This window comes from Nonomuraea pusilla (assembly GCF_900109355.1).
Lineage (GTDB): Bacteria > Actinomycetota > Actinomycetes > Streptosporangiales > Streptosporangiaceae > Nonomuraea > Nonomuraea pusilla.
Genome location: NZ_FOBF01000005.1, coordinates 135,880 through 154,799 on the forward strand (window position 1 = coordinate 135,880; position 18,920 = coordinate 154,799).

The 18,920-nt window shown below is 70.4% G+C and carries 14 protein-coding genes and 1 pseudogene; 5 read left to right on the forward strand and 10 right to left on the reverse strand.

Features of this window, described 5'->3' with window-relative positions:
- Positions 1–1,227 precede the first annotated feature (1,227 nt).
- Positions 1,228–1,794, forward strand: a complete 567-nt coding sequence (locus BMX74_RS12415; RefSeq protein ID WP_091100336.1) for a DUF6461 domain-containing protein — start codon at positions 1,228–1,230, stop codon at positions 1,792–1,794.
- 1,363 nt (positions 1,795–3,157) lie between these two features.
- Here BMX74_RS12415 and BMX74_RS12420 read toward each other — a convergent pair.
- Together BMX74_RS12420 and BMX74_RS12425 are read right to left on the reverse strand one after the other, a co-directional pair.
- On the reverse strand, positions 3,158–3,421 hold the full coding sequence (locus tag BMX74_RS12420; protein ID WP_091100339.1) for a hypothetical protein: 264 nt from the start codon (positions 3,419–3,421) through the stop codon (positions 3,158–3,160).
- 319 nt (positions 3,422–3,740) lie between these two features.
- A complete protein-coding gene (locus tag BMX74_RS12425; protein WP_055504421.1) occupies positions 3,741–4,355 on the reverse strand; it encodes a TetR/AcrR family transcriptional regulator in 615 nt (204 codons plus the stop codon).
- A gap of 70 nt (positions 4,356–4,425) precedes the next feature.
- On the opposite strand from BMX74_RS12425, the gene BMX74_RS12430 reads away from it, so the two are divergent.
- Entirely contained in the window at positions 4,426–5,499 is a 1,074-nt protein-coding gene (locus BMX74_RS12430; RefSeq protein ID WP_055504422.1) for a hypothetical protein, read from the forward strand.
- A gap of 446 nt (positions 5,500–5,945) precedes the next feature.
- Here the strand turns inward: BMX74_RS12430 and BMX74_RS12435 are convergent, their stop codons facing one another.
- Together BMX74_RS12435 and BMX74_RS12440 are read right to left on the reverse strand one after the other, a co-directional pair.
- Positions 5,946–7,238, reverse strand: a complete 1,293-nt coding sequence (locus tag BMX74_RS12435) for a TolB family protein (RefSeq protein WP_091100341.1) — start codon at positions 7,236–7,238, stop codon at positions 5,946–5,948.
- Complete coding sequence (locus BMX74_RS12440; protein WP_091100343.1) at positions 7,235–7,735, reverse strand: SigE family RNA polymerase sigma factor; 501 nt, start codon at positions 7,733–7,735, stop codon at positions 7,235–7,237. Before BMX74_RS12440 ends, BMX74_RS12435 begins: the two co-directional genes overlap by 4 nt.
- A gap of 565 nt (positions 7,736–8,300) precedes the next feature.
- Here BMX74_RS12440 and BMX74_RS44020 point away from each other — a divergent pair.
- Positions 8,301–9,533, forward strand: coding sequence for a pentapeptide repeat-containing protein (locus BMX74_RS44020; protein WP_177227323.1), 1,233 nt, complete (start codon positions 8,301–8,303; stop codon positions 9,531–9,533).
- A 35-nt stretch (positions 9,534–9,568) separates the two neighbouring features.
- Here BMX74_RS44020 and BMX74_RS12455 read toward each other — a convergent pair whose 3' ends face one another.
- The 6 genes and pseudogenes from BMX74_RS12455 to BMX74_RS12480 form a co-directional block, all read right to left on the reverse strand.
- Positions 9,569–9,988: a DUF6463 family protein gene (locus BMX74_RS12455; RefSeq protein WP_256256914.1), complete on the reverse strand. Its 420-nt coding sequence runs from the start codon at positions 9,986–9,988 to the stop codon at positions 9,569–9,571.
- A gap of 93 nt (positions 9,989–10,081) precedes the next feature.
- A pseudogene (locus BMX74_RS12460) lies at positions 10,082–10,669 on the reverse strand (phosphotransferase); the annotation flags it as partial.
- Between the two features lie 55 nt (positions 10,670–10,724).
- Complete coding sequence (locus BMX74_RS12465) at positions 10,725–11,741, reverse strand: alpha/beta fold hydrolase (RefSeq protein ID WP_055504428.1); 1,017 nt, start codon at positions 11,739–11,741, stop codon at positions 10,725–10,727.
- Between the two features lie 145 nt (positions 11,742–11,886).
- Complete coding sequence (locus tag BMX74_RS12470) at positions 11,887–13,194, reverse strand: DJ-1/PfpI family protein (protein WP_055504429.1); 1,308 nt, start codon at positions 13,192–13,194, stop codon at positions 11,887–11,889.
- 204 nt (positions 13,195–13,398) lie between these two features.
- Positions 13,399–14,370 (reverse strand): GlxA family transcriptional regulator, encoded by a 972-nt coding sequence (locus tag BMX74_RS12475; RefSeq protein WP_091100349.1) that lies wholly within the window; start codon positions 14,368–14,370, stop codon positions 13,399–13,401.
- An 89-nt stretch (positions 14,371–14,459) separates the two neighbouring features.
- Positions 14,460–16,094: an ADP-ribosyltransferase domain-containing protein gene (locus BMX74_RS12480; protein ID WP_055504431.1), complete on the reverse strand. Its 1,635-nt coding sequence runs from the start codon at positions 16,092–16,094 to the stop codon at positions 14,460–14,462.
- 214 nt (positions 16,095–16,308) lie between these two features.
- Here BMX74_RS12480 and BMX74_RS12485 point away from each other — a divergent pair, with 214 nt between their 5' ends.
- Positions 16,309–16,977: a macro domain-containing protein gene (locus BMX74_RS12485; protein WP_055504432.1), complete on the forward strand. Its 669-nt coding sequence runs from the start codon at positions 16,309–16,311 to the stop codon at positions 16,975–16,977.
- Between the two features lie 70 nt (positions 16,978–17,047).
- Positions 17,048–18,898, forward strand: coding sequence for an asparagine synthase (glutamine-hydrolyzing) (gene asnB, locus BMX74_RS12490; RefSeq protein ID WP_091100353.1), 1,851 nt, complete (start codon positions 17,048–17,050; stop codon positions 18,896–18,898).
- Positions 18,899–18,920: the final 22 nt, after the last annotated feature.

The window sequence follows — 18,920 nt, forward strand, 5'->3', positions numbered from 1 at the left end:
AGGGCCGTTCTCGCGCACGGCCCGCCACTCAGGCCGCGCGCTTGTCTCGGACGCCCCGCTACAGCAGATCGCCAACGCTGAGACAAGGCTTCCCCTCGTGCCAGGGACATATCTTGACGAGCTTCGGGTCCACGTCCTCGGGAACCTGCCCGTAAACCGCTGTGTAGTAGGAGACCCCAGGTTCCAGGTTTGCAGTGAGGGACCAGGGCTCCGCCTCCGTCCCCTTCTCCATCGCCTCCTTCGTTCTCGGAGCGAAAGCAGCCTCCATGGGCTCCGAGCAGGTCGCATTGCAGCCGGGGTAGTGCGCTCGCAACCAAAGGAAACCGTCTAGCGAGGTCGCCCGGTCAGTTAGCTTCCCGTCCACCTTGATAGTCGCCAGAACGAAGGTGTACCCCGGTCGTGCAGGCGTTCCGTTGGCAGTGGGGCTGGTGGACGCGTTGACACCCTGGAGAGTGTATGGAAAGCCGTCCTTCTCCAGGCGCACTACGTCACCGCGGGCTTCCGGAAGCGTGGGCGTCGAGGCAGCCGTGGAAGTCGGCGATATATCGAAGGCTTGAGGGGCGGACGAGGCCGAGCACCCGCTGAGTGCAGCTAAGAGACCAACGCTAAGAACCCAGGGGCGCACAACTTCCTCCATGACGGTAAGGAAAGCTTGCGGTCGAGTAACGGACACCTTAGAGACATGATCAATCCTGACGCAACAGCCGTGAGTCGTATCAACCGCAGCATCGCCAGCCGAATTCGTAGGGCGATTGCCTCCGGCGGGGGCGCTCCGGCTCCAGGATGATCTCCGCGCGAGCTGAGATCCGTAGATGGCTGGGGTGGATGCCTGATCATCCCGTCCGCCATCGACCCGGGACAAGCCGAGCAGGCCAGGGCCACGGGGCCAAGGTCGTTCCTCCAGCAGGGGGCTCCACCTTGTCCCCGTGGCCCTGGCCTGCTTCCCCTGCGGGCGGGTCGATGGCAGACGGGATGATCAGGACGGGAGGTGTGCGCGGCGCGCTGGAAAGACCAGGTCGTAAGCTGATCGTCGTGCAATTGGCGTGCAACAAGCCAGGGTGACGAGGGGTCAACCACGGTCACTTATGACCGGCTGCACGCCCAGGTCAGGGGGACCATGAGGCATGATCCATGCGATTCCCAAGCTGACAGCGCATGGATCACGAGCGAGTTGTCAGCCCCCACTGTCATGATCGCCGCGATACGGCTTCCACGGGAGGTAGAGGAATGGGCGGCGCCACGGCAGCGACCTATGAATGGCTCTGCGAGGAGTTCACCGATGGCACTGACGAGACCTGGCTCTGCGCCGGCTTCGTACGGGACCTGTCCCCTCGGGAAGCTCTGCGGCGGATTCACGTCATCCCGGGATCTCAGGGCGAGTCAGGTCAGGGCGTCGCCGCCTACGCGGCCGATGGAGGAACCGTCCTGATCGAGTACGGCCTGGCTGAAAGCGTTTATGTCAAGGCCCCTCCGCTGTCCACAGGCACAGCCGTGGCCTCGGTGTATATGAACATCAAGAACGACGGATTCACCTACTGCGTAGACGGCCGGCAGATCACCAGGTTCAGCCTGTACGCCTATTCCCTTCGGAAGGGGAGTGACCCCGACCGGCTCCACGCGGATGTCGAGGACCTTGGCCTGGACGTCGACGGCAACCAGCTCGGTTTTCCGGGCGATCCCGTCTCCAGCGCTCTGGCCCTTGCTGAACGCGCCACGGGCGTTCATCTGTCTTCTGCCCGTTTCGCCAGCCCAGCTCTGATCGGATTCACCGACCGTATCTACCCCTACCGCTGACTCCCTCGGCTCGTGAAGACCCGGAACATACGCGGAACGGGACGGGGAGCGCTTGATCACGCCGGTGCTCCCCAGCAGGTCAAGACGCATGTCGCAGACGAAAGCAACATCCACTTTTAATCCGTAGGCTCCACTAGGAGATGCACAACCCTACTGCAGGTTGTGTGGCGAGAGTTGTGGCTCTACGGGTGGATGCGGTGCGCTTCGCGATCGTATGGGTCCTCCGGTGGAGGAGGCTCTACGAGTACGAGCATCACGATAGGTGATGTTCGTCGGCCACGTACGGGAGTCATGGGGATGCCCTGGGGTATCCCAGCGCGGGCGTCCTGTCGATGCTCCATAGTGGGTTGCAGTTTGGGTTGCAGTTCACAGCCATACCAGGCCGTTCCGCGGGGACCCTATGGCTATTCTGATCCAGGTTGAACTGATCGGGACGGCCACGACCCGAGCTGCTAATGCGGTTTGGGTTTACCGCCCATCCGGGGTTCAAATCCCCGATCCTCCGCAGGTGAAAGGCCCTCTTCCCGAGTACGGGGAGAGGGCCTTTTGATCTTCAGGGGCGTCATAGTTGCAGTCTTGGTCGCAACGGCTGCGGACCTCCCCCGGAGAGCGGACGCGAGCCGCTCCCCCCCCGCATCGCGCATCTAACGGCGGCGCGCCGCGTGGGGCATCGCCGTGGCACCACCGCGCCATACCCACCGAGTGCGCCGACCGAGCGCCGCACCTCCGCAAAGGCCGCTCCGCCACGGGCCGCGCAAGCGACTCACCAAGACCCCGGACGCCATCCACCGTCTCACCTGGAGCTCGAGGGCGACGGGACTGGCGGCCACGCCCTGATGTCCCGAAGCGCAAGGGAAAGGGAAGGGGAGGACGCCGCGGCGTTCACCCGCGCCTGGGTGGCTGAGCACCAGGCCGGCGGCTTCCTCGTGCGGACTTCCGTGACCGCGACCCCGAGGAGCGGTACGGCCGCTACCTGGCCACCCTGACCCCCGGCGCACCCGACGGGCACTTTCAGCTCGTGGGCGTAGTCACCGTTTCGGAGAGCGGCCCGTCCCCGGCGCGCTTCCGGGCACCTCTGATGAGTACCCGGTGCCCGGCGTGATACCTCGCGTGCGGCCTGTCGTGGCACGGCAGGCTGCCCGTTACGGCCGCGCCGTGCCTCGTGCGCCTGTGTGCCCCGCCGGTGCGTCCCGCCCGTGCGCTGCGTGCGTCGAGGGCGCGGTACGGCCGGTACGGCGGCGAGGGCACCGGTAAGGGCGCCTCAAGGGCGGGATGCGGCGTCCGGGGGGCCGGGTGCCGCGTCCCGCAAGGCAGGGTGCGGCGTCCCGAGCCGGAGGGCCGGACCCGGGGCGGCGGGGGAGGGTCAGCAGGCGGACAGGGCCGTCGGCGGGCCGCGGCGGGTGATCGTCGCGGCGAGCGGCGGCGACGACAGAAGGGCCAGCGCGGTACGGCCGCCGCGAGGCCGGGGCGCGTGACCGCGACGGGTGCGCCCGGCGGCGCGAGCAGCCACGCCACGAGGCCGTGTCGCCGAGGCCACGGCCAGCCGCGTCAGCTCGGCGAGCGCGGCGTCGCCCCGGTCCAGCCACCAGCCGGAGATCAGCGCGACGGCCACGCGGACGAGCACCATGCCGGGCCCCGGAGCCGTGCTCCTGATGCGCGGCGGCCATGGCGAGCGACGTGTGGTGGGTGTGGAGGCCGAGGAGGTGATGCGCCCGGAGCCCGGCACCAGGTTCGGGAGCGGCCAGGTGAGACATCACGGAGGAGGCAGTGAACAGGTGGTGCAGCCCGGCGGACAGCAGCACGCACACCATGGCGAAGACCCCGGCCCGCAGGACGCGCAGCGCCGGCCACGGCGTCAGAAGGAATGCGGGGCGGTGGCGGCTCTTCGGTGCAATCACTGATGGCTTTGCCTGGCGGAAATGACCTGATCCGCCGCAGGTGATCCGTCACAGTGATTCCAGGCCGCGCATTGCGATGTCCATAGCCCGCCCGGTTGACGCCAGATGCTCCTGCTCCGCCTCGCCGTACATCTCCAGGCTGGCCAGGCCGGCCGCCTGCACCGCACCCATGAACGCGCCGGTCGCGGCCGCGGCGCTGATGGGGTCCAGTCTGTCGGGGAAGGCCTTCAGCAGCGCGTCGGCGATCCGGCGTTGCGAGTCGGACATCACGTGCAGGGCTTTGGCCTGCACGGCGGGCACGGTCGCGAGCAGCCTCTGGTAGAGATCCTTCAGCTCCGGGTTCTCGGCCCACGGCCCCTGGGTGAGGTAGTGGGCGATGACTCGGTCGTAGGTCCTGCGCAGCACCTGCGGCACGGTGTCGTCCGGCGCCCGGTCGGCGATCACCTCCAGTGCCAGCCCGTAGAACCGTTCCACGTCGGCGAACAGCACGTGCTCCTTGCTCGGGAAGTAGTTGAAGAACGTCTTGGTGGCCACGTCGGCCGCGGCGGCGATCTGCGCGCCGGTGGTCTGTTCGTAGCCCTGCTCGGTGAACAGCCGGATTGCCGTGCGAATGAGCAGGTCCCTGGTCTCTCTCTTCTTGCGTTCGCGCCGTGTCTCATCCATAGATGAGATCTTACACCAGACGATATTTACACCGTTGTATGTTTGCACTCAGTGATGGTATGCAGAGGTAATGATCCAAGGAGCATTACTGCCTCGCCTGGCGCCCGCCATCGGGCTGTTCTTCCTGGCGCCGCTGACCGCCGAGTACCTGATGGGCAACTCACCCATCACCGACAGCATCTCCAAGCTGCTCGGCCTGTCCTGCCTGTACGGTGGCGGCGCCCTCCTCATCCGTGAGTTCACCCGCCGCACCGGACGCGGCTGGCCCGCCATGATGACCCTCGCACTGGCCTACGGCATGATCGAGGAGGCCTACGTCACCCAGACCCTGTGGGACTCGAACTGGGTGGTCGGCGCACACACCCTCGACTACGGCTTCATCCCCGCGCTCGGCCTGGCCGGACCATGGACGATGTTCATGGTCGGCGTGCACACGGTCTTCAGCATCAGTACCCCGATCGCGGTCGCGGAGACCCTCGCCGGCTCGCGGCGCACCACACCATGGCTGGGCAAGGTCGGCCTCACCGTCGCGGGCGTGCTGTATGCGACCGTCGCCCTGGGCGCGGGCATCGCCCAAGCCGTCTACGGTCACCATGCCTCCGCGCCGCAGCTCATCGGCGCCGGAGTCGTCATCGCCGCGATCATCGTCGTCGGCGTCCGCCTCCCCAGACGCCCTGCCGAAGTCACCCCGCTGCCCGGCCGCGCCCCCGGCCCGTGGGCCGCCGGTGCCCTCGCCATGGTCGCCGGAGCAGTCTTCGTGCTGCTGTACGCGGTCGACCCCACCGGATTCACGCCCTGGCTGGCGGAGGCGATCCCCCTCCCGGCGTGGCTCACCGTGATCATCTATCTGGTTCTGTTCGTCGCCGTCGCCACGGTGGTGGTCCGCTGGTCACACCGCGCCGGCTGGTCGCAGGCCCACCGGCTGGCACTCGCCGGCGGGGCCATGCTGACCTACGCCTGGCACTCCTTCCCGCAGAAGGTCATCGTCCCGACGGTGCCGCCCACCCCACCGACCAGCCTGGTGGAAGACCTGACCAGCAACGCCATCCTCACCGTGGGCGCGGTGGCCCTGCTGACGGTCGCGGGCCTGCGGCTCCGCCGAGAATCGGTCAGTGGCACGGCGGGCGTCCAGCAGAGTCGGTGAGGGCGGTGCTCGCCGAGCCGCGCGGCGGGGACTATGCAGGCGTCCGCTGAGGGAGATATGGGCAGGCCGGTCCGCGACCTGGGGGACGGCTGGTGGTGGGTGGAATGAGCCTCAGAGCCGGTAGTAGAGGGTGGTGGCGTTTTCCGCGGGGCCGGCGTTCGCATGCGGCGCGTCGCCGCACCCCGGCCCTCCGCCCGCCCGCCGTCCGGGCGTGCGGCCTGGGGGCCGGTCCTGGACGGCGGCGGGACACCGGGCCGGGCGTCGTGTGCCGGTCCCGCGCAGACAAGGTCGAGCTGATTACAGCCTCTTCCTGCCGTTCCCCGCCGACTGAGGCTTCGATGAAGATCGCGGACGAGCTTCTCCTCATCGGCCCGCATCGCTGGACCGACGGAGAGCGCCGCGGCCCGATGAGGAAGGGCAGCCGCCATCCGGCAACCGCCTTCGGTCTACTCGATCGTGGACAGGTCCAGAACATGCATCTGGTCCCCGATCCTGTAGGTCATCAGCGCATCACGCCCGCTTTGGGGAAGGGACATGAATCCTCTCGCATCCACTCTTAGGCCGAGGTCGACCGTCCTGCCGGTCTCTACGTCGTAGAGGGCCATGACACTTTCCCCTCGCGGTCCGCGGAGAATCTGCTTGAAGAACCGCTCAAGGGCGAGGTCGGTGGGGCCGTACAGGTCGGTGGCAGCCGGCAGTGGTCTTTCCCCGGAACCGTCGCGGTCGCGGACGAAGCTGCGCAGGACGACCCGCTCCTTCTTCATCTTGTCCGCGCATGATTCGACGGCGCACGGGACCTTCTCATAGCGCACCTTCATGCCCGTGCACCGGATGACACCGCATCTGACCTCCTCGTCGGCCGCGGCCACGGCGTCGCGCCGTTCACCGGTCTCGGCGTTGAACAGTCGGAGGAAGTCGTCCATCGCTCGATGGGTGCCCACCCACGGCCACCGCAGGATGTGCTGCCGCTCGGCTCCCTTCACCGGTTGCAGCCGGCCCCCGCTCAGCGGCACCCGGTAGACCCCTCCTTTCTCGTAGGCGAAGATCACTTCTTTGCCCACGACGGTCAGGTCGGTGATCTGGCCCAACTGCTTCGTGGCGTTCGTCATGGGAACGTCGCTCACTGGCCGTGGTGTACCGCCGCGGACCGGCACCGTCCAGATCTGGGCGATCCGGTTCTCGCCCGCCTCCTTGTACGCCCACCAGACGATGTTTCCGCCTCCCGCCGCGATGTCGTCGGCGAAGCTCACCGAGCCCTTCGTCGGAGGGATCTCGGCGATTCGCGTGGGCTTGCCGCTGTGCAGATCGTAGGTCCAGAGGAACCGACGCTTCCCGCCCTTGATCCCCGTGGTGACCAGCAGCGTGCGATCGTCCAGAAGCAACTCCGGGTAGTAGTCTCGGCCGTCGGGCAGCGTGGCAGGGATCTTGTGTACGGCCTGTGGCCATACCTTCTCGATCGGCGGTGGGATGACGTCCGTCGGCGGTTTCGCCATGCCCGTCGGCTTGTCCGTCGCGTTGGCCGCGGGTTGCGGCACGGCCGACGTACGCACGGTTTTCACCACCGTGCCCGCCCCTCCGATCACCACGGCCACGGCCACGGCCGCGAGCAGGGCCGCGGACCGTGCCCGCCGCCGGCGATGACGTGCCTTGACCGTCGCGGACAGCCCGGCTGGCGCCCGCGGCGCCCGTTCCGCCGCGTCGGCGAGAAGGCGGCTCAGCTCTTTTCCAAGATCGTTCATCGCGGGCTCCCGTGGGTGGCGGGCGAGGAGGAGAGAGAGGACCGCAACTTGTCCAGGCCCCGCGAGGCCTGACTGCGTACGGTTCCCAGGGAGATGCCGAGCACCTTGGCGATCTCGGCGTCGGTGAGCTGCTCGTAGTAGCGCAACACCAGCACGGCTCGCTGCCTGCGAGGCAGCGAGGCCAACTCCTCCCAGAGCCCTTGCTGCTGCTCGAAGGGGAAGACCTCGTGGCCGGCCCGATCCGGCGGGTCCGCAGTGAGGTGTTCACGTCTGCGCCGCCGCCAGATGCTGATGTGCAGCCGCGCCATAGTGATCCGGGCGTAACTGTTCGGATTGTCCTTACGCCGCACTTTCGACCAGGCGCCGCGCACCCGTAGGAGGGCCTCCTGGACGAGGTCGGCGGCGTCGTGAGGGTTGCCGGTCAGGACGTATCCGTAGCGGAGCAGCGCGTCGGCCTGCTCAGCCACGAATTTGTCGAAGCCGGATTCGTCGTCCAATGGGGTCCCTTCTCGATCCTCACGACCCAGACGACTCAAGGGGCCAATGTGTTGCACCGCCCGGTGAGGTGTTCTCCGAATTCCCAGGAGCTTTGCCTGCGCCGAGCGGTGGTCCCAAGCCGGCCGCCTCTGGCCGAGCCGCAGGACGGGAGGGCCTTCACGATCGGCAGACAGGTGCGCGCGGCGGCGGGCCGGAGGGTCCTCGTGACCGGCGCCTCCGGCGGGGCCGGCTCCTTCGCCGTGCAGCTCGCCGCGATCGGCGGCGCGCAGGTGATCGCCTCTGTCGGTTCGGCGGAGGGCGGCAGGGAGCCGGCGGAGCTGGGCGCTGACGAACTGGTCGTCGGACCGGAGAACGTCCGCGAGCCGGTGGACGCCGGCTCAAGCCGAAGATCTCCTGGCGGGGCCGGTGGGATCGGGTCGCCGAGGCGGCAGAGGCTCTGGCCGGGCGCCGTCTGCGGGGGAAGGCGGTACTGGATGGGGGAGGGAGGTGACCGAGGCCTCGTACAGGTGACAGTTCCGTCGGAAGGCTTACATTCGCCGGTTGCCTTCAGGTCGAATGGTTGATGTGACATCACGGCAGGCGCTTCCGCGGCGGGCCCTGATCTGGTCGACCAGCGTGGTCGTCGTCATCGTCAGCGCCGCCGTGGCCCTCCACCTGCTCGCCGGCGCGACGGTCTGGTGGCGGCCGGCCCTGGAACGGCTTCCCCGCTACCTGGCGCCGCCGTACTCCGCAGCGGATCTCCTTCCCGCGGCGCTCACCGTCCTCGGGGCCGTCGTCCTGCTGATCGGCGTCGGTTGCTGGTTCACGGCCGAACGAGGGACGCTTCTTCAGCGAACGAGCACCCGGGGCGTCGTCCTCGGGGTGGTGCTGGTCGCGGGCAGCCTGGTCTACACCGACGCCAGGTCCATGGAGACCGTGCAGGAAGGGCGGAGCGTCGACCGGTACGACCAGGCGGTGGAGCGGCTCGGCTCCCGGGAGATCGAGGTTCGCCTGGACGCGATCCGGACGCTGCGACGCCTGGCACGCGACTCTCAGCGAGACCGCGTGACGACCGTCGACGTCATGGCCGCGTACGTACGGGAGCACGATTCGATGGCGAAGGCCGGGCTGCCGGGGCAGCCTGCCGCCGACGTGCAGATGGCCCTGACCGTGCTCGGCAGTGTCTACGACGCGCCGGACACCGAGCTCGGGCACGACTGGGTCTGCAGTTGCGACTTGACGCGCATCCGGGTGCCAGGAGCGGATCTGAGCGGGCTGAACCTCGGCACCGCCGTCCTGACCCGGGCAGACCTGCGTGGGGCCCGCCTGAGCGGGGCGGACCTGGCTTCCGCTGACCTGTCCGGAGCCGACCTGCGCAGGGCGTATCTGGACGGCGCCGATCTGCGGCACGCGGTCCTGTTCGTGGCGGACCTCGGTGAGGCGTACCTGAACGGCGCCGACCTGAGCGGGGTGGACCTGTTCAAGGCGAAGCTGAGGAGGGCGGACCTGCGCGAGGCGGACCTGAGCGGGGTGGACCTGTTCGACGCGGACCTACGCGGGGCGGACCTGCGTGGCGTGAACCTGAGCGGGGCGAGCCTGAGCGGGGCGGACCTGCGCGAAGCGGATCTGCGGGAGGCGATCCTCCGCGGGGCGGACCTGAGAGGGACGAACCTCAAGGGTGCCGACCTGACGGGTGCGGACCTGACAGGGACGAACCTCAAGGGTGCCGACCTGACGGGTGCGGACCTGACAGGGACGCACCTGAACGTCAAGGCCGGCGACGAGACCGAGCTGCCCGCACGGGCTGCCGGGGCGTGAGTCGGCCGCCCCCCAGTCCCGGCGCCAGGACTCGCTCAGCGGGACGGCCGTCGGGCGGTGAGGTCGGCGGCGATGAGCAGGGCCGACGGGATGATCGCGAGGAGGAAGCCGCTCGGCCCGATCAGGGCGACGGCCAGGGCTCCCCAGGCGAGGATCGTCCAGCCGACGTACCCGGGGATGCGCTCGCCCTGCCGTCCGGCGCGCGCCAGCAGCAGCCCCAGCAGGGCCAGCACCACGACGAATCCGCCGGGCAGCGCCCAGAACGTCGCCACCGAGTCGGTGTCCGCGGTGTGGTTGCGGAGGTCCCCTGCGAGCCAGCTGGACCAGGGGGCGAGGCGGGCGAACACGGCGGTGTGCGCCACGGCGATCAGGACCATGGATCGGCCGGCCCAGACGGTGAGCTTGCCGGGGAGCGCGGGCCGTACGGGTGGGTGGACCACGGGTGCAGTGCTCATGGTTGACAGCTTCGCCGGGCCGAGGCCGGGCGTACTCCCCCGCGGGAGGGACACGGCTCCCTCGCCCCGGGGAGCATCGGGGCAGGCTTCAGGTCAAGCGTCGTCCCCACGGGAAGCTTCCGTCAGGACGGCGGCCAGGGCGCGTTCCTGTTCGGCCCGGCGCGGGGCCGGGGCGCCCGGGTCCGCCAGGGTGATCGCCGCCTTCCAGATCGCCCAGCCCCGGGCGCGGCGCCAGGTGTCGTCGTCGACCTCGGCCGCCCGGCGGAAGACGGGCCGCGCCTCGTCGTCGAAGTACGTGAACGCGATGACCAGGTCGCACGCGGGGTCGCCGACCCCGGAGCACCCGAAGTCGAGAACGCCGCTGAGGCGGCCGCGGTCGTCCACGAGGAGGTTGTCGACGGCGACGTCGCCGTGGAACCACACCGGCGCGCCCTGCCAGTGAGAGGCGACGGCCTCGTCCACCACCTCGTCCGCGACGGGGAACCGGACGTCGAGCGCGCGCAGCGCCTCCCGCGCCTGCGCCGCGTAGTGGGCGAACGGGCCGCCGCGGTACGCGGTCTCGGGGCCCGGCCGCGGGGCGTCGTCGACGGGGACGGAGCGCAGGGCGACCAGGAAGGACGCGAGCTCCTGCGCGAGCGCCGCCTGGTCGGGACGGTCGGCGCGGGAGCCGATTTCCTGCCCGGGGAGGAACCGGCACGGAGGCGGTGGTCTCGGGCTCGGTCGCGGTCGGTGCGGGTTACCGCTGGGGACCTCCGGTCTGCGCCGGTGTGGCGGCGTCGGTGTGCAGGAAAGCGGTCAGTTCGGGGTTGATGAGCGCAGGCGCGTCCTCGTGGAGGGCATGGCCCAGGCCGGGGAACACGCGGAGCGCGGATCCCGGGATTCTGCGGCGCAGCAGGTCGGCCTGCTCGGGGGAGACGAAGGTGTCCCTGTCGCCCCAGAGGATCAGCGTGGGAGCGCGGACGTCGCCCAGCTTGCGATCGACGAGCGACAGGTCGAGCATGCGGACCTGCTTCCACATCGCCTTCCGGTTGGGCCGGCGGCTCAGCGGCGCCCAGTACTCGTCGACGACGTGGGAGGTCATCCGTTCGCCTCGCGCGTAGGCGCCCGACAGGCCGGAGGCGAACGTGGATCGGGCCATCAGCTTGGTCACGGCCTCACCGATCACCGGTACGCGCATCAGATCGAGGTTGAGGTTGAGTTCCGTGTCCAGCGCCAGGGGCGCCAGCAGGACGAGCCTGTCCACGCGTTCTGGCCGGGTCTCGGCGAGATACAGCGCCACGGAGCCGTTCAGCGAGTGGGCGAGGATGGACGCCCGCGGCACGCCGACGGCGTCCATGAACGAGGTGAGGGCGTCGGCCATCGCCCGCACGTCGTAGCTGAAGTCCTCGTCGTGGACGCTCGTGTATCCGTATCCGGGCGGGTCGACCGCGTACACGGTGTGGTCTCTGGCGAGGGCGGGGACGGTGTCACGATAGGTGTAGCTCCACAGCGTGCCGCCGGGCAGCAGCACGACGGGGGAGCCCTCCCCGGTCTTGATGTAGTGGAAGCGGGCGACGGGCGTGTCGACGAAACGCGAGTCCGCCTGCCAGGACGAGCGGAAATCCCGTTCCTCCGGGGGCTGCCAGGCGTAGGCCACGAGGAGGGCCGCCGCGATGATCCCGGCCAGAAGCGCGGCGACCCCCTTGAGCGCGCGGCGCCGCCGGCGTGGCGGCGTCTCGGGTCGTCTCGCGGTGCTCTCACTGTCAATGGGCATGGCTCGCCTTCTTTCTCTCTGCCCTTGCGGAGAGAGGACGGACTCGCCGGACGCCCTGTGACAGCCGGCCGCATGGCGTCGGTCACACGCGCGTCCCGCGAGCCATGCCCTTAGAAGCGCCAGGCACTGATCTCCCGGCACACGTTCACCACCGGCGCGGACGGCGTCGAAGGGTGGCGGCGAGCGTGGCGACGAGGGCGGAGCCGGCCAGGGCGACGGCGAAGACGACCGTGGAACGCCAGGGCCAGCCGGTCTCGGAGAGACGTAGCTGTCCGATGGGGTATTCGGAGAATTTCGCGGTGATCCGGGCGGTCACGTCGCCCGCGTGGGCCGCGAGGTCGCGGAGCATCGGGTCGAAACCGAACTCGTCGTCGCGCCGTCCGCCACCGGGCCGCTCCGGGGTGAGACCCCGTCCGGACGCCCAGCTCACGAGGGCGGGCGTCACGGTGCCGCGCGCCCCCGGAACCACGAACCGGTCCAGGGGCGGCACCGCCGCGTCCGCAGGCTCGGTGAGCAGGACGACGCCGTGCCGTGTGGTGACCGTTCCGGTGGCGCTGATCGGGATCGCGCGTGAGCTGAACGAGACGCCGGAGTGGACCTCGAACGCGGCGGCGGCGTCGATCTCTCCCACTCCTTCCTCCAGTCCGACGCCGATCGTGGGGCGCAGCCAGGGGAACGCCGCGTTCAGCGCGTACGGCAGGTCGGACAGCGCGAGGTGGTTCGGGGTGATCGCGGTGGGGCCGTTCAGGCTCCAGCCGGGATAGTGGAGGGCGTCACCGATCCGCCGGGCCTCGTCCGCGCCCGCGAGCCGCTCGACCAGGCGGAGCGCGCCGACGGTGCCGGAGGTGATGCCTGCCGTGGTGGTGATGGTGCCGTCCTCCACGTAGCGTTCGCCGCTCCGCCAGCGCACCGCGGGGTGGCTGCGCCGCAGGGAGCCGATGTTGGCCCAGAACGAGGTGGCCTGGCGGCCGTCGAGCACGCCGGTCGCGGCGAGGAGTTCCGAGCCCGCGCAGACGCCCAGCAGGCGGGAGCCGTGCCGCGACCGTGCGGCGATCCACTGGCGCAGCGGCTCCTCCGCCGTGCCGGTGGGATCGACGACGGCGGGCACCACCACCACGTCCGGTTCGGGAACGGCGCCGGTTGCGACCTCGTCCAGGGTGTGGTCGGGCAGCAGGTGTACGCCGCCGGAGAGCGGGGACGGGGTTCGCCGGGCCGCCACGGTGTAGACGGCGAACCGTTCCGATCGGGCGAACACCTCGTAGGGGGCGAGAACGTCGGCTGAGACCGAGCCGGCGTTGCTGACCACGACCGCGACGGTGATGCGTCCGCCGGGTAGCGCCTTGGGCGCCGGCAGGCCTTCGACGGGCGGGCGCCGGCCGTACTCGGGGTAGCTCTGGCTCATCGTGGTGGCGACCCCGGCGGCGCAGATCCCGCCCAGGCAGGCGAGGAACACGGCGGCGCCCAGCAGTATGCGCCCGATCCGGCGCGCGACGGGCCTCTTCTGACGTCCGCTCGAGCGCGCGGCTGGACGGCTTCGGACAGGGGACACGGGAGATCTCTTCTCTGTACGGCCACGAGGGCATGGCGAATCCACGGCAGCGCCACATGGGCGTCCGAGAACGGTCAGGGCGAGGGGAATCCGGGGGAGGCGCGTCGCTCAGCGCATGTGCTTGCGCGCCTGCGACGGTGGCATCCCGTACCGGGCGGAGAACAGGCGGCGGAAGTGGCGGACGTCGCGGAAGCCGCAGCGGCCCGCCACCGCGTCAACGCCGAGGTCGGTGTCGGCCAGCAGCCTCGACGCGCGTTCCAGGCGCAGCTGCTGCTGGTACTCAAGGGGGCTGACGCCGATCGCCGCGGCGAACGCCCGGCTCAGGCCGCGCGGGGACAGGTGGGCCACGGCGGCCAGCTCGGCGAGGGTGTGCGGGGTGTCGAGGTGCTGGGCGAGATGGTCCTGCACCCGATGGACGGCCGGATGCAGGTGCGAACGGTGCTGGAGGAAGGGACTGATCTGGGACGCTGACCCGTTCCTTCGCAGGTAGACCACGAGTTCCCTGGCGACCGCGGCGGCGAGCGCGGGGCCGTGATCGCGTTCCACCAGTGACAGCGCCAGATCGATGCCGGACGAGATGCCGGCGCTGGTGCTCACCGGGCCGTCGTGGACGTACAGGACGCCGTCCTGGACCCGGGCCGCCGGGTACCTGCGCCGCATCGCCTCGACGAGCGACCAGTGGGTGGTGCAGCGGCGTCCGTCCAGCAGCCCGGCCTCGCCCAGCGCCGCCGCGCCGGTGCACACCGACGCGATCCGGGCGCCGCGGCGGTGCGTCGTGCGCAGCCACCGCGTCACCGCGTCGGGAACCGGCGACTCGCCCGGCCGGAGGTCCTTCAGCCGGGGTCCCGGCACCAGCACCAGGTCACCGGGTTCCGCGGACGGCAGGCGGGCGAATCCGGCCAGCCGCAGTCCCTGTGCCGACACCGCCTCGTCGGCGTCGGACACGTACTCCAGCCGGTAGCGGGCACCCAGGTGCGCCGCGGCGTCGAAGACCTGCACCGGACCGCTCAGGTCCAGCAGGTTCACGTCCGGAAGGACCAGCACCAGGACCCGGCCCGTGCTCGCCGATGGCTCACTCACGGCTCTCACGCTACGGGGTCCGCACCGCGCTCCGGGAGGGCGGTGCGGACCGCGTACCGGACGGATCAGGCACTCGCCGCGGGGCCCGCTCAGGCCACGAGGCAGTCCTCGTCCAGTTCGGTGAGGCGGACGGTGCACAGGCCGCCGCGTTCCACCTTGACGTCCGTCACCTTGAGCTGGGTGCCGGGGGCGAGGATGAACTCCTCCTCGCCGGTGAACGCGGAGAAGCGGCGGATCCCGACGGCGCGTACCGGGTGCACCTCGAACAGGGTGCGCTTGCCGCGGCGGCCGAGGAACGCCTGCGCGACGCCGAGCTCCGACGTGCACGAGGACACGCCCCACCAGGTGACGGTCCGCCCGAGCGGGTACTGCCCCCGCAGGTCCAGGGAGACGCCGCGCCACAGCGGTTCCTTCCGCACCGGCAGGCGTGAGACGGCGGAGAGCAGCAGCCGCAGGTACGCCAGGTACGGCACGATCTGGGCGCGGTCGGGGTGGCGGAGGGTCGCGTTGATCTGCCGATAGAAGGCCGACTCGCAGGTGTAGAGGTGCAGGGCGGCGATCTCGTCGGCGGTGAGGCCGCCGGGCGCGGCGCCGGCCTGCTTCTCGGCGAACCGCAGCGACTTGTCCACATGCCAGGCGAGGCTGGGCAGCAGCGCGGCGACGGGGGCGACGGCCTCCTGGAAGCTCATGAGCGGCGTGCCCATGACCCCGGTGATCGCCGGGAGGACGAGGCCCTCGTTCTTGACCTCGGCGAGGCGTTCGAGGTAGAGCTGGTGGAGCTCCATGGTGGAGGCGATGAACGCCCCCATACGGTCGGCCGTGCCGGGGTCGGCGCCGCCGTCCTTCGCGGTGAGGGTGTTCCAGCCCTTGGCGGGCAGCCAGTCGATCTCGTCGGCGCCCAGCGCCGCCAGCGCGGCGTTCACCTGGGCGAAGTGGTCGCCGTCGCAGAAGAGGTCGCCCTGTGCGGCCGGGTTGGCGTGGTCGATGTGGCGGACCTCCACCTCGGGGTACTTCTTCTGCAGCCGCAGGACGACCTGCTTCAGGCTGCGGGCGTGCACCCCCCACCAGGCGAACACGACGCCGCGGTCCTCGTCGTCGGGGGCGTCCCGCTTGGCCTTCAGGATCTCCTCGACGACCTTCTCGATGACGGGCCGCCAGAACGCGGTGTGCTGGTCGGTGCCCATCGCGCCGTCGGCGCTGGCGGTGAGGGCGGCGTTCAGCAGCAGGACGCCCTGCGTGAGCATCGCCTGGAACCATTCGGGCGGCTGCACGGTGTCGTGCTGCTTGAGCAGCGCGCGGATGTCGGCGATGGGCGTCTTCTTCGGGATGCCGTGCTTCCACATGGCCGCCGCCTTGATGATGCAGCGGATGGAGACGACCCTGCCGAACTGGCTGTCGGCCCAGTCGTGGAAGGTGTTGTCGAACATGGCGATGCCGGTGGCGCTCTCGGCCCGCGGGTACGGGTTCTGGCCGAAGACGATGACCTTCCACTTGTGCGGGGGGTTGGGCTTGAGCGCCTGGAAGGTCAGTTCGCGGACGGGCACGACGTCCGGGCCGCGGCCGGGGCCGATGAACGTTGCCGCGGCGGGTCGCGCCTCGATGACCGGTCGGAGGAGCGGCAGCCAGGGCTCGCCGCCGCCCTTGAAGAGTTCGGCGAGGGCGAGCGGGTCGTGCGGCTCCTGGGGGCCGGACGGGGAGGGGGCGGGGGTGTCGGTGTCGCGCATCGGGGGCTCCTGGTGCGGGTGCCGTGCCGGAAACGGCGGGATGATCAAGGTGGAGGCATTGTGCCGTGCGGCTCCGACAGACGCGATCCCGCGGAGATCATGATGAGAGGTCGGATTTGTCGGTGGGGGGCGCTACTTTCGGCGGCGTCGAGACCTTCGGCGGCTTCGAGCTTTCCGCGGCGTCGAGAACGCCCTTACACCTTCGGAGTGACCCATGACCGTTGACGGCGTGCAGCCGCAGCTCAAGGTAGTGCTGGCCGACATCAACGCTGAGGTGGTGCAGTCGTGGCGGGCCGCGTTCGCGGACCACCCCGAGATCGAGATCCGCCAGGGGTCGATCGTCGACGAGCGGGTCGACGCCTGGGTCAGCCCCACGAACGCGCGGGGCCGCATGGACGGCGGCGTCGACGCCGTCATCAAGCGCCACCTCGGGGCCGGCATCCAGCTGCGCGTCCAGCGGGCCATCCGCGAGGGGTTCGGCGGCACGCTGCCGGTGGGCAGCGCCGTCTGCGTACGCTCCGGAGCGGTCAACCCGACGTTCCTGATCTCGACGCCGACCATGGTGCACTCGGCGGAGAACGTCAGCGCGACGCTGAACGTGGCCTTCGCGTGCGCCGCCGCGTTCCAGGCCATCCACATGCAGAACGAGGCGGAGCCCGGCAGCATCACGTCGGTGGCGCTGGTCGGCATGGGCGCGGCGACGGGCCGCGTGCCGGCGCGGGTGTGCGCCAACCTCATGTGGAGCGGCTACACCCTGTTCAAGGAGCACCGCTTCAGCGACTACGACGCCCTGCGCAAGACGATCGCCGCGCAGCTCGACGACCTTGAGAGCAGCCCGGAGGAGCAGCGGGTCCGCATCAAGCCGCCCGCCCCCCGCGCCTGACCGGCGGCTGTCCGGCCCGGCCGCTCCTGGGTAGGGGACAACCGCACGTCGAGGGAACGCGGGGGGCGGCATGTGCGGGATCTGCGGCTGGGTGGACTTCGAGCGCGACCTCCGGGGGGAGGAGGAGACCGCGCGGGTCATGACCGAGACCATGGCGTGCCGCGGCCCCGACGACGAGGGGCTGTGGCTGTCGCCGCACGCCGCCATCGGCCACCGCCGGCTGTCCGTCATCGACCTGCAGGGCGGCCGGCAGCCGATGACGGCCGGGGAGGACGGCCGCCCGCCGGTGGTGCTCACTTACAGCGGAGAGGTGTACGACTTCGTCGAGGTGCGCCAGGAGCTGGCCGCCCGCGGCCACCGGTTCCGCACCCGCAGCGACACCGAGGTGGTGCTGCGGTCGTACCTGGAATGGGGCGAGGACGCGGTCACCCGCCTGAACGGCATGTTCGCCTTCGCCGTCTGGGACTCCGGACGCGAGGAACTGCTCCTCGTCCGCGACCGGATGGGCGTCAAGCCGCTCTACTACTACCCGACACCGCACGGCGTCCTGTTCGGCTCCGAGCCGAAGGCGATCCTGGCGAACCCGCTCGCCGAGCGCGCGATCGGCCTCGACGGGCTGCGCGAGCTGCTCGCGTTCGTCAAGACGCCCGAGCACGGCGTCTTCACCGGCATGTACGAGGTGCGTCCCGGCCAGATGGTCAGGGTGAGCCGCGAGGGCGTCCGCAAGAGGCGCTACTGGCGGCTGGAGTCCCACGAGCACGCCGACAGCCTGACGGACACGGTCAAGACGGTGCGGGGCCTGCTGGAGGACATCACCGCCCGCCAGCTCGTCAGCGACGTGCCGCTGTGCACGCTGCTGTCCGGCGGCCTCGACTCCAGCGCGATCACCGCTCTGGCCGCCAGGGAGCTGAAGGAGCAGGGGCTCGGCACGGTGCGCTCGTTCGCGGTGGACTTCGCCGGGTACGCCGAGCACTTCACCCCCGACCTCGACCGTCCGACGCCGGACGCGCCGTACGTGCACGACCTGGCCCGTCACGTCGGCACCGAGCACGCCGACATCGTGCTCGACTCCGCCGACCTGCTGGACCCGTCGGTCCGGGCCGCGGTGCTGCGCGCCCGCGACCTGCCGACGGGGATCGGCGACATGGACAGCTCGCTGTACCTGCTGTTCAGGGCGATCCGCGGGCACTCCACGGTGGCGCTGTCGGGAGAGTCGGCCGACGAGGTCTTCGGCGGCTACCGCTGGTTCCACGACCCGGAGGCGGTGGAGGCCGAGACGTTCCCCTGGCTCGCCGGCCGGAGCCTCACCGGTCACACCACGATAGAGGGGCTCCTGCACGACGACGTCGTGGACCTGCTCGACCTTCCCGGCTACCGCGCCGACAGCTACCGCCGGGCCCTCGACGAGGTGCCGCGGCTGCCCGGCGAGATCGGGCACGAGCGGCGCATGCGGGAGATCTGCTACCTCAACCTGACCCGGTTCGTGCAGATCCTGCTCGACCGCAAGGACCGGATGAGCATGGCGAACGGGCTGGAGGTCCGGGTGCCGTTCTGCGACCACCGGCTGGTCGAGTACGTGTTCAACACGCCGTGGCGGATGAAGACGTTCGACGGGAGGGAGAAGAGCCTGCTGCGTGCCGCCGTCGCCGACCTGCTACCCGAGTCGGTCCTGACGCGGGTGAAGAGCCCGTACCCCAGCACCCAGGACCCCGCCTACGGGCGGGCGCTGCGGGCCGAGGCGCGCGAGCGGGTCGACGGCGACGAGCCGCCCTGCCCGCGGCTGTTCGACCGGGCCAAGGTGCGTGCGGTGCTCGACCGCGCCGGCGGCGACACGGAGCCGACGGCCGCGCGCGGCGCGCTGGAGCGGCTGCTGCACCTGGACGCCTGGCTGCGGGAGTACCGGGTCCGGCTCGACCTCTGACCGTCCCCGGCGGGGCCGCGCG

Excerpts from the sequence above, each read along its gene's own strand:
- BMX74_RS12480 (WP_055504431.1), bottom strand. The coding sequence starts at position 16,094 with ATGCGCGACACCGACACCCCCGCCCCCTCCCCGTCCGGCCCCCAGGAG.
- BMX74_RS12465 (WP_055504428.1), bottom strand. The coding sequence starts at position 11,741 with ATGCCCATTGACAGTGAGAGCACCGCGAGACGACCCGAGACGCCGCCA.
- BMX74_RS12435 (WP_091100341.1), bottom strand. The coding sequence starts at position 7,238 with ATGAACGATCTTGGAAAAGAGCTGAGCCGCCTTCTCGCCGACGCGGCG.
- BMX74_RS12430 (WP_055504422.1), top strand. The coding sequence starts at position 4,426 with ATGATCCAAGGAGCATTACTGCCTCGCCTGGCGCCCGCCATCGGGCTG.
- BMX74_RS12455 (WP_256256914.1), bottom strand. The coding sequence starts at position 9,988 with ATGAGCACTGCACCCGTGGTCCACCCACCCGTACGGCCCGCGCTCCCC.
- BMX74_RS12485 (WP_055504432.1), top strand. The coding sequence starts at position 16,309 with ATGACCGTTGACGGCGTGCAGCCGCAGCTCAAGGTAGTGCTGGCCGAC.
- BMX74_RS12420 (WP_091100339.1), bottom strand. The coding sequence starts at position 3,421 with ATGGTGCTCGTCCGCGTGGCCGTCGCGCTGATCTCCGGCTGGTGGCTG.
- asnB (WP_091100353.1), top strand. The coding sequence starts at position 17,048 with ATGTGCGGGATCTGCGGCTGGGTGGACTTCGAGCGCGACCTCCGGGGG.
- BMX74_RS12415 (WP_091100336.1), top strand. The coding sequence starts at position 1,228 with ATGGGCGGCGCCACGGCAGCGACCTATGAATGGCTCTGCGAGGAGTTC.
- BMX74_RS12425 (WP_055504421.1), bottom strand. The coding sequence starts at position 4,355 with ATGGATGAGACACGGCGCGAACGCAAGAAGAGAGAGACCAGGGACCTG.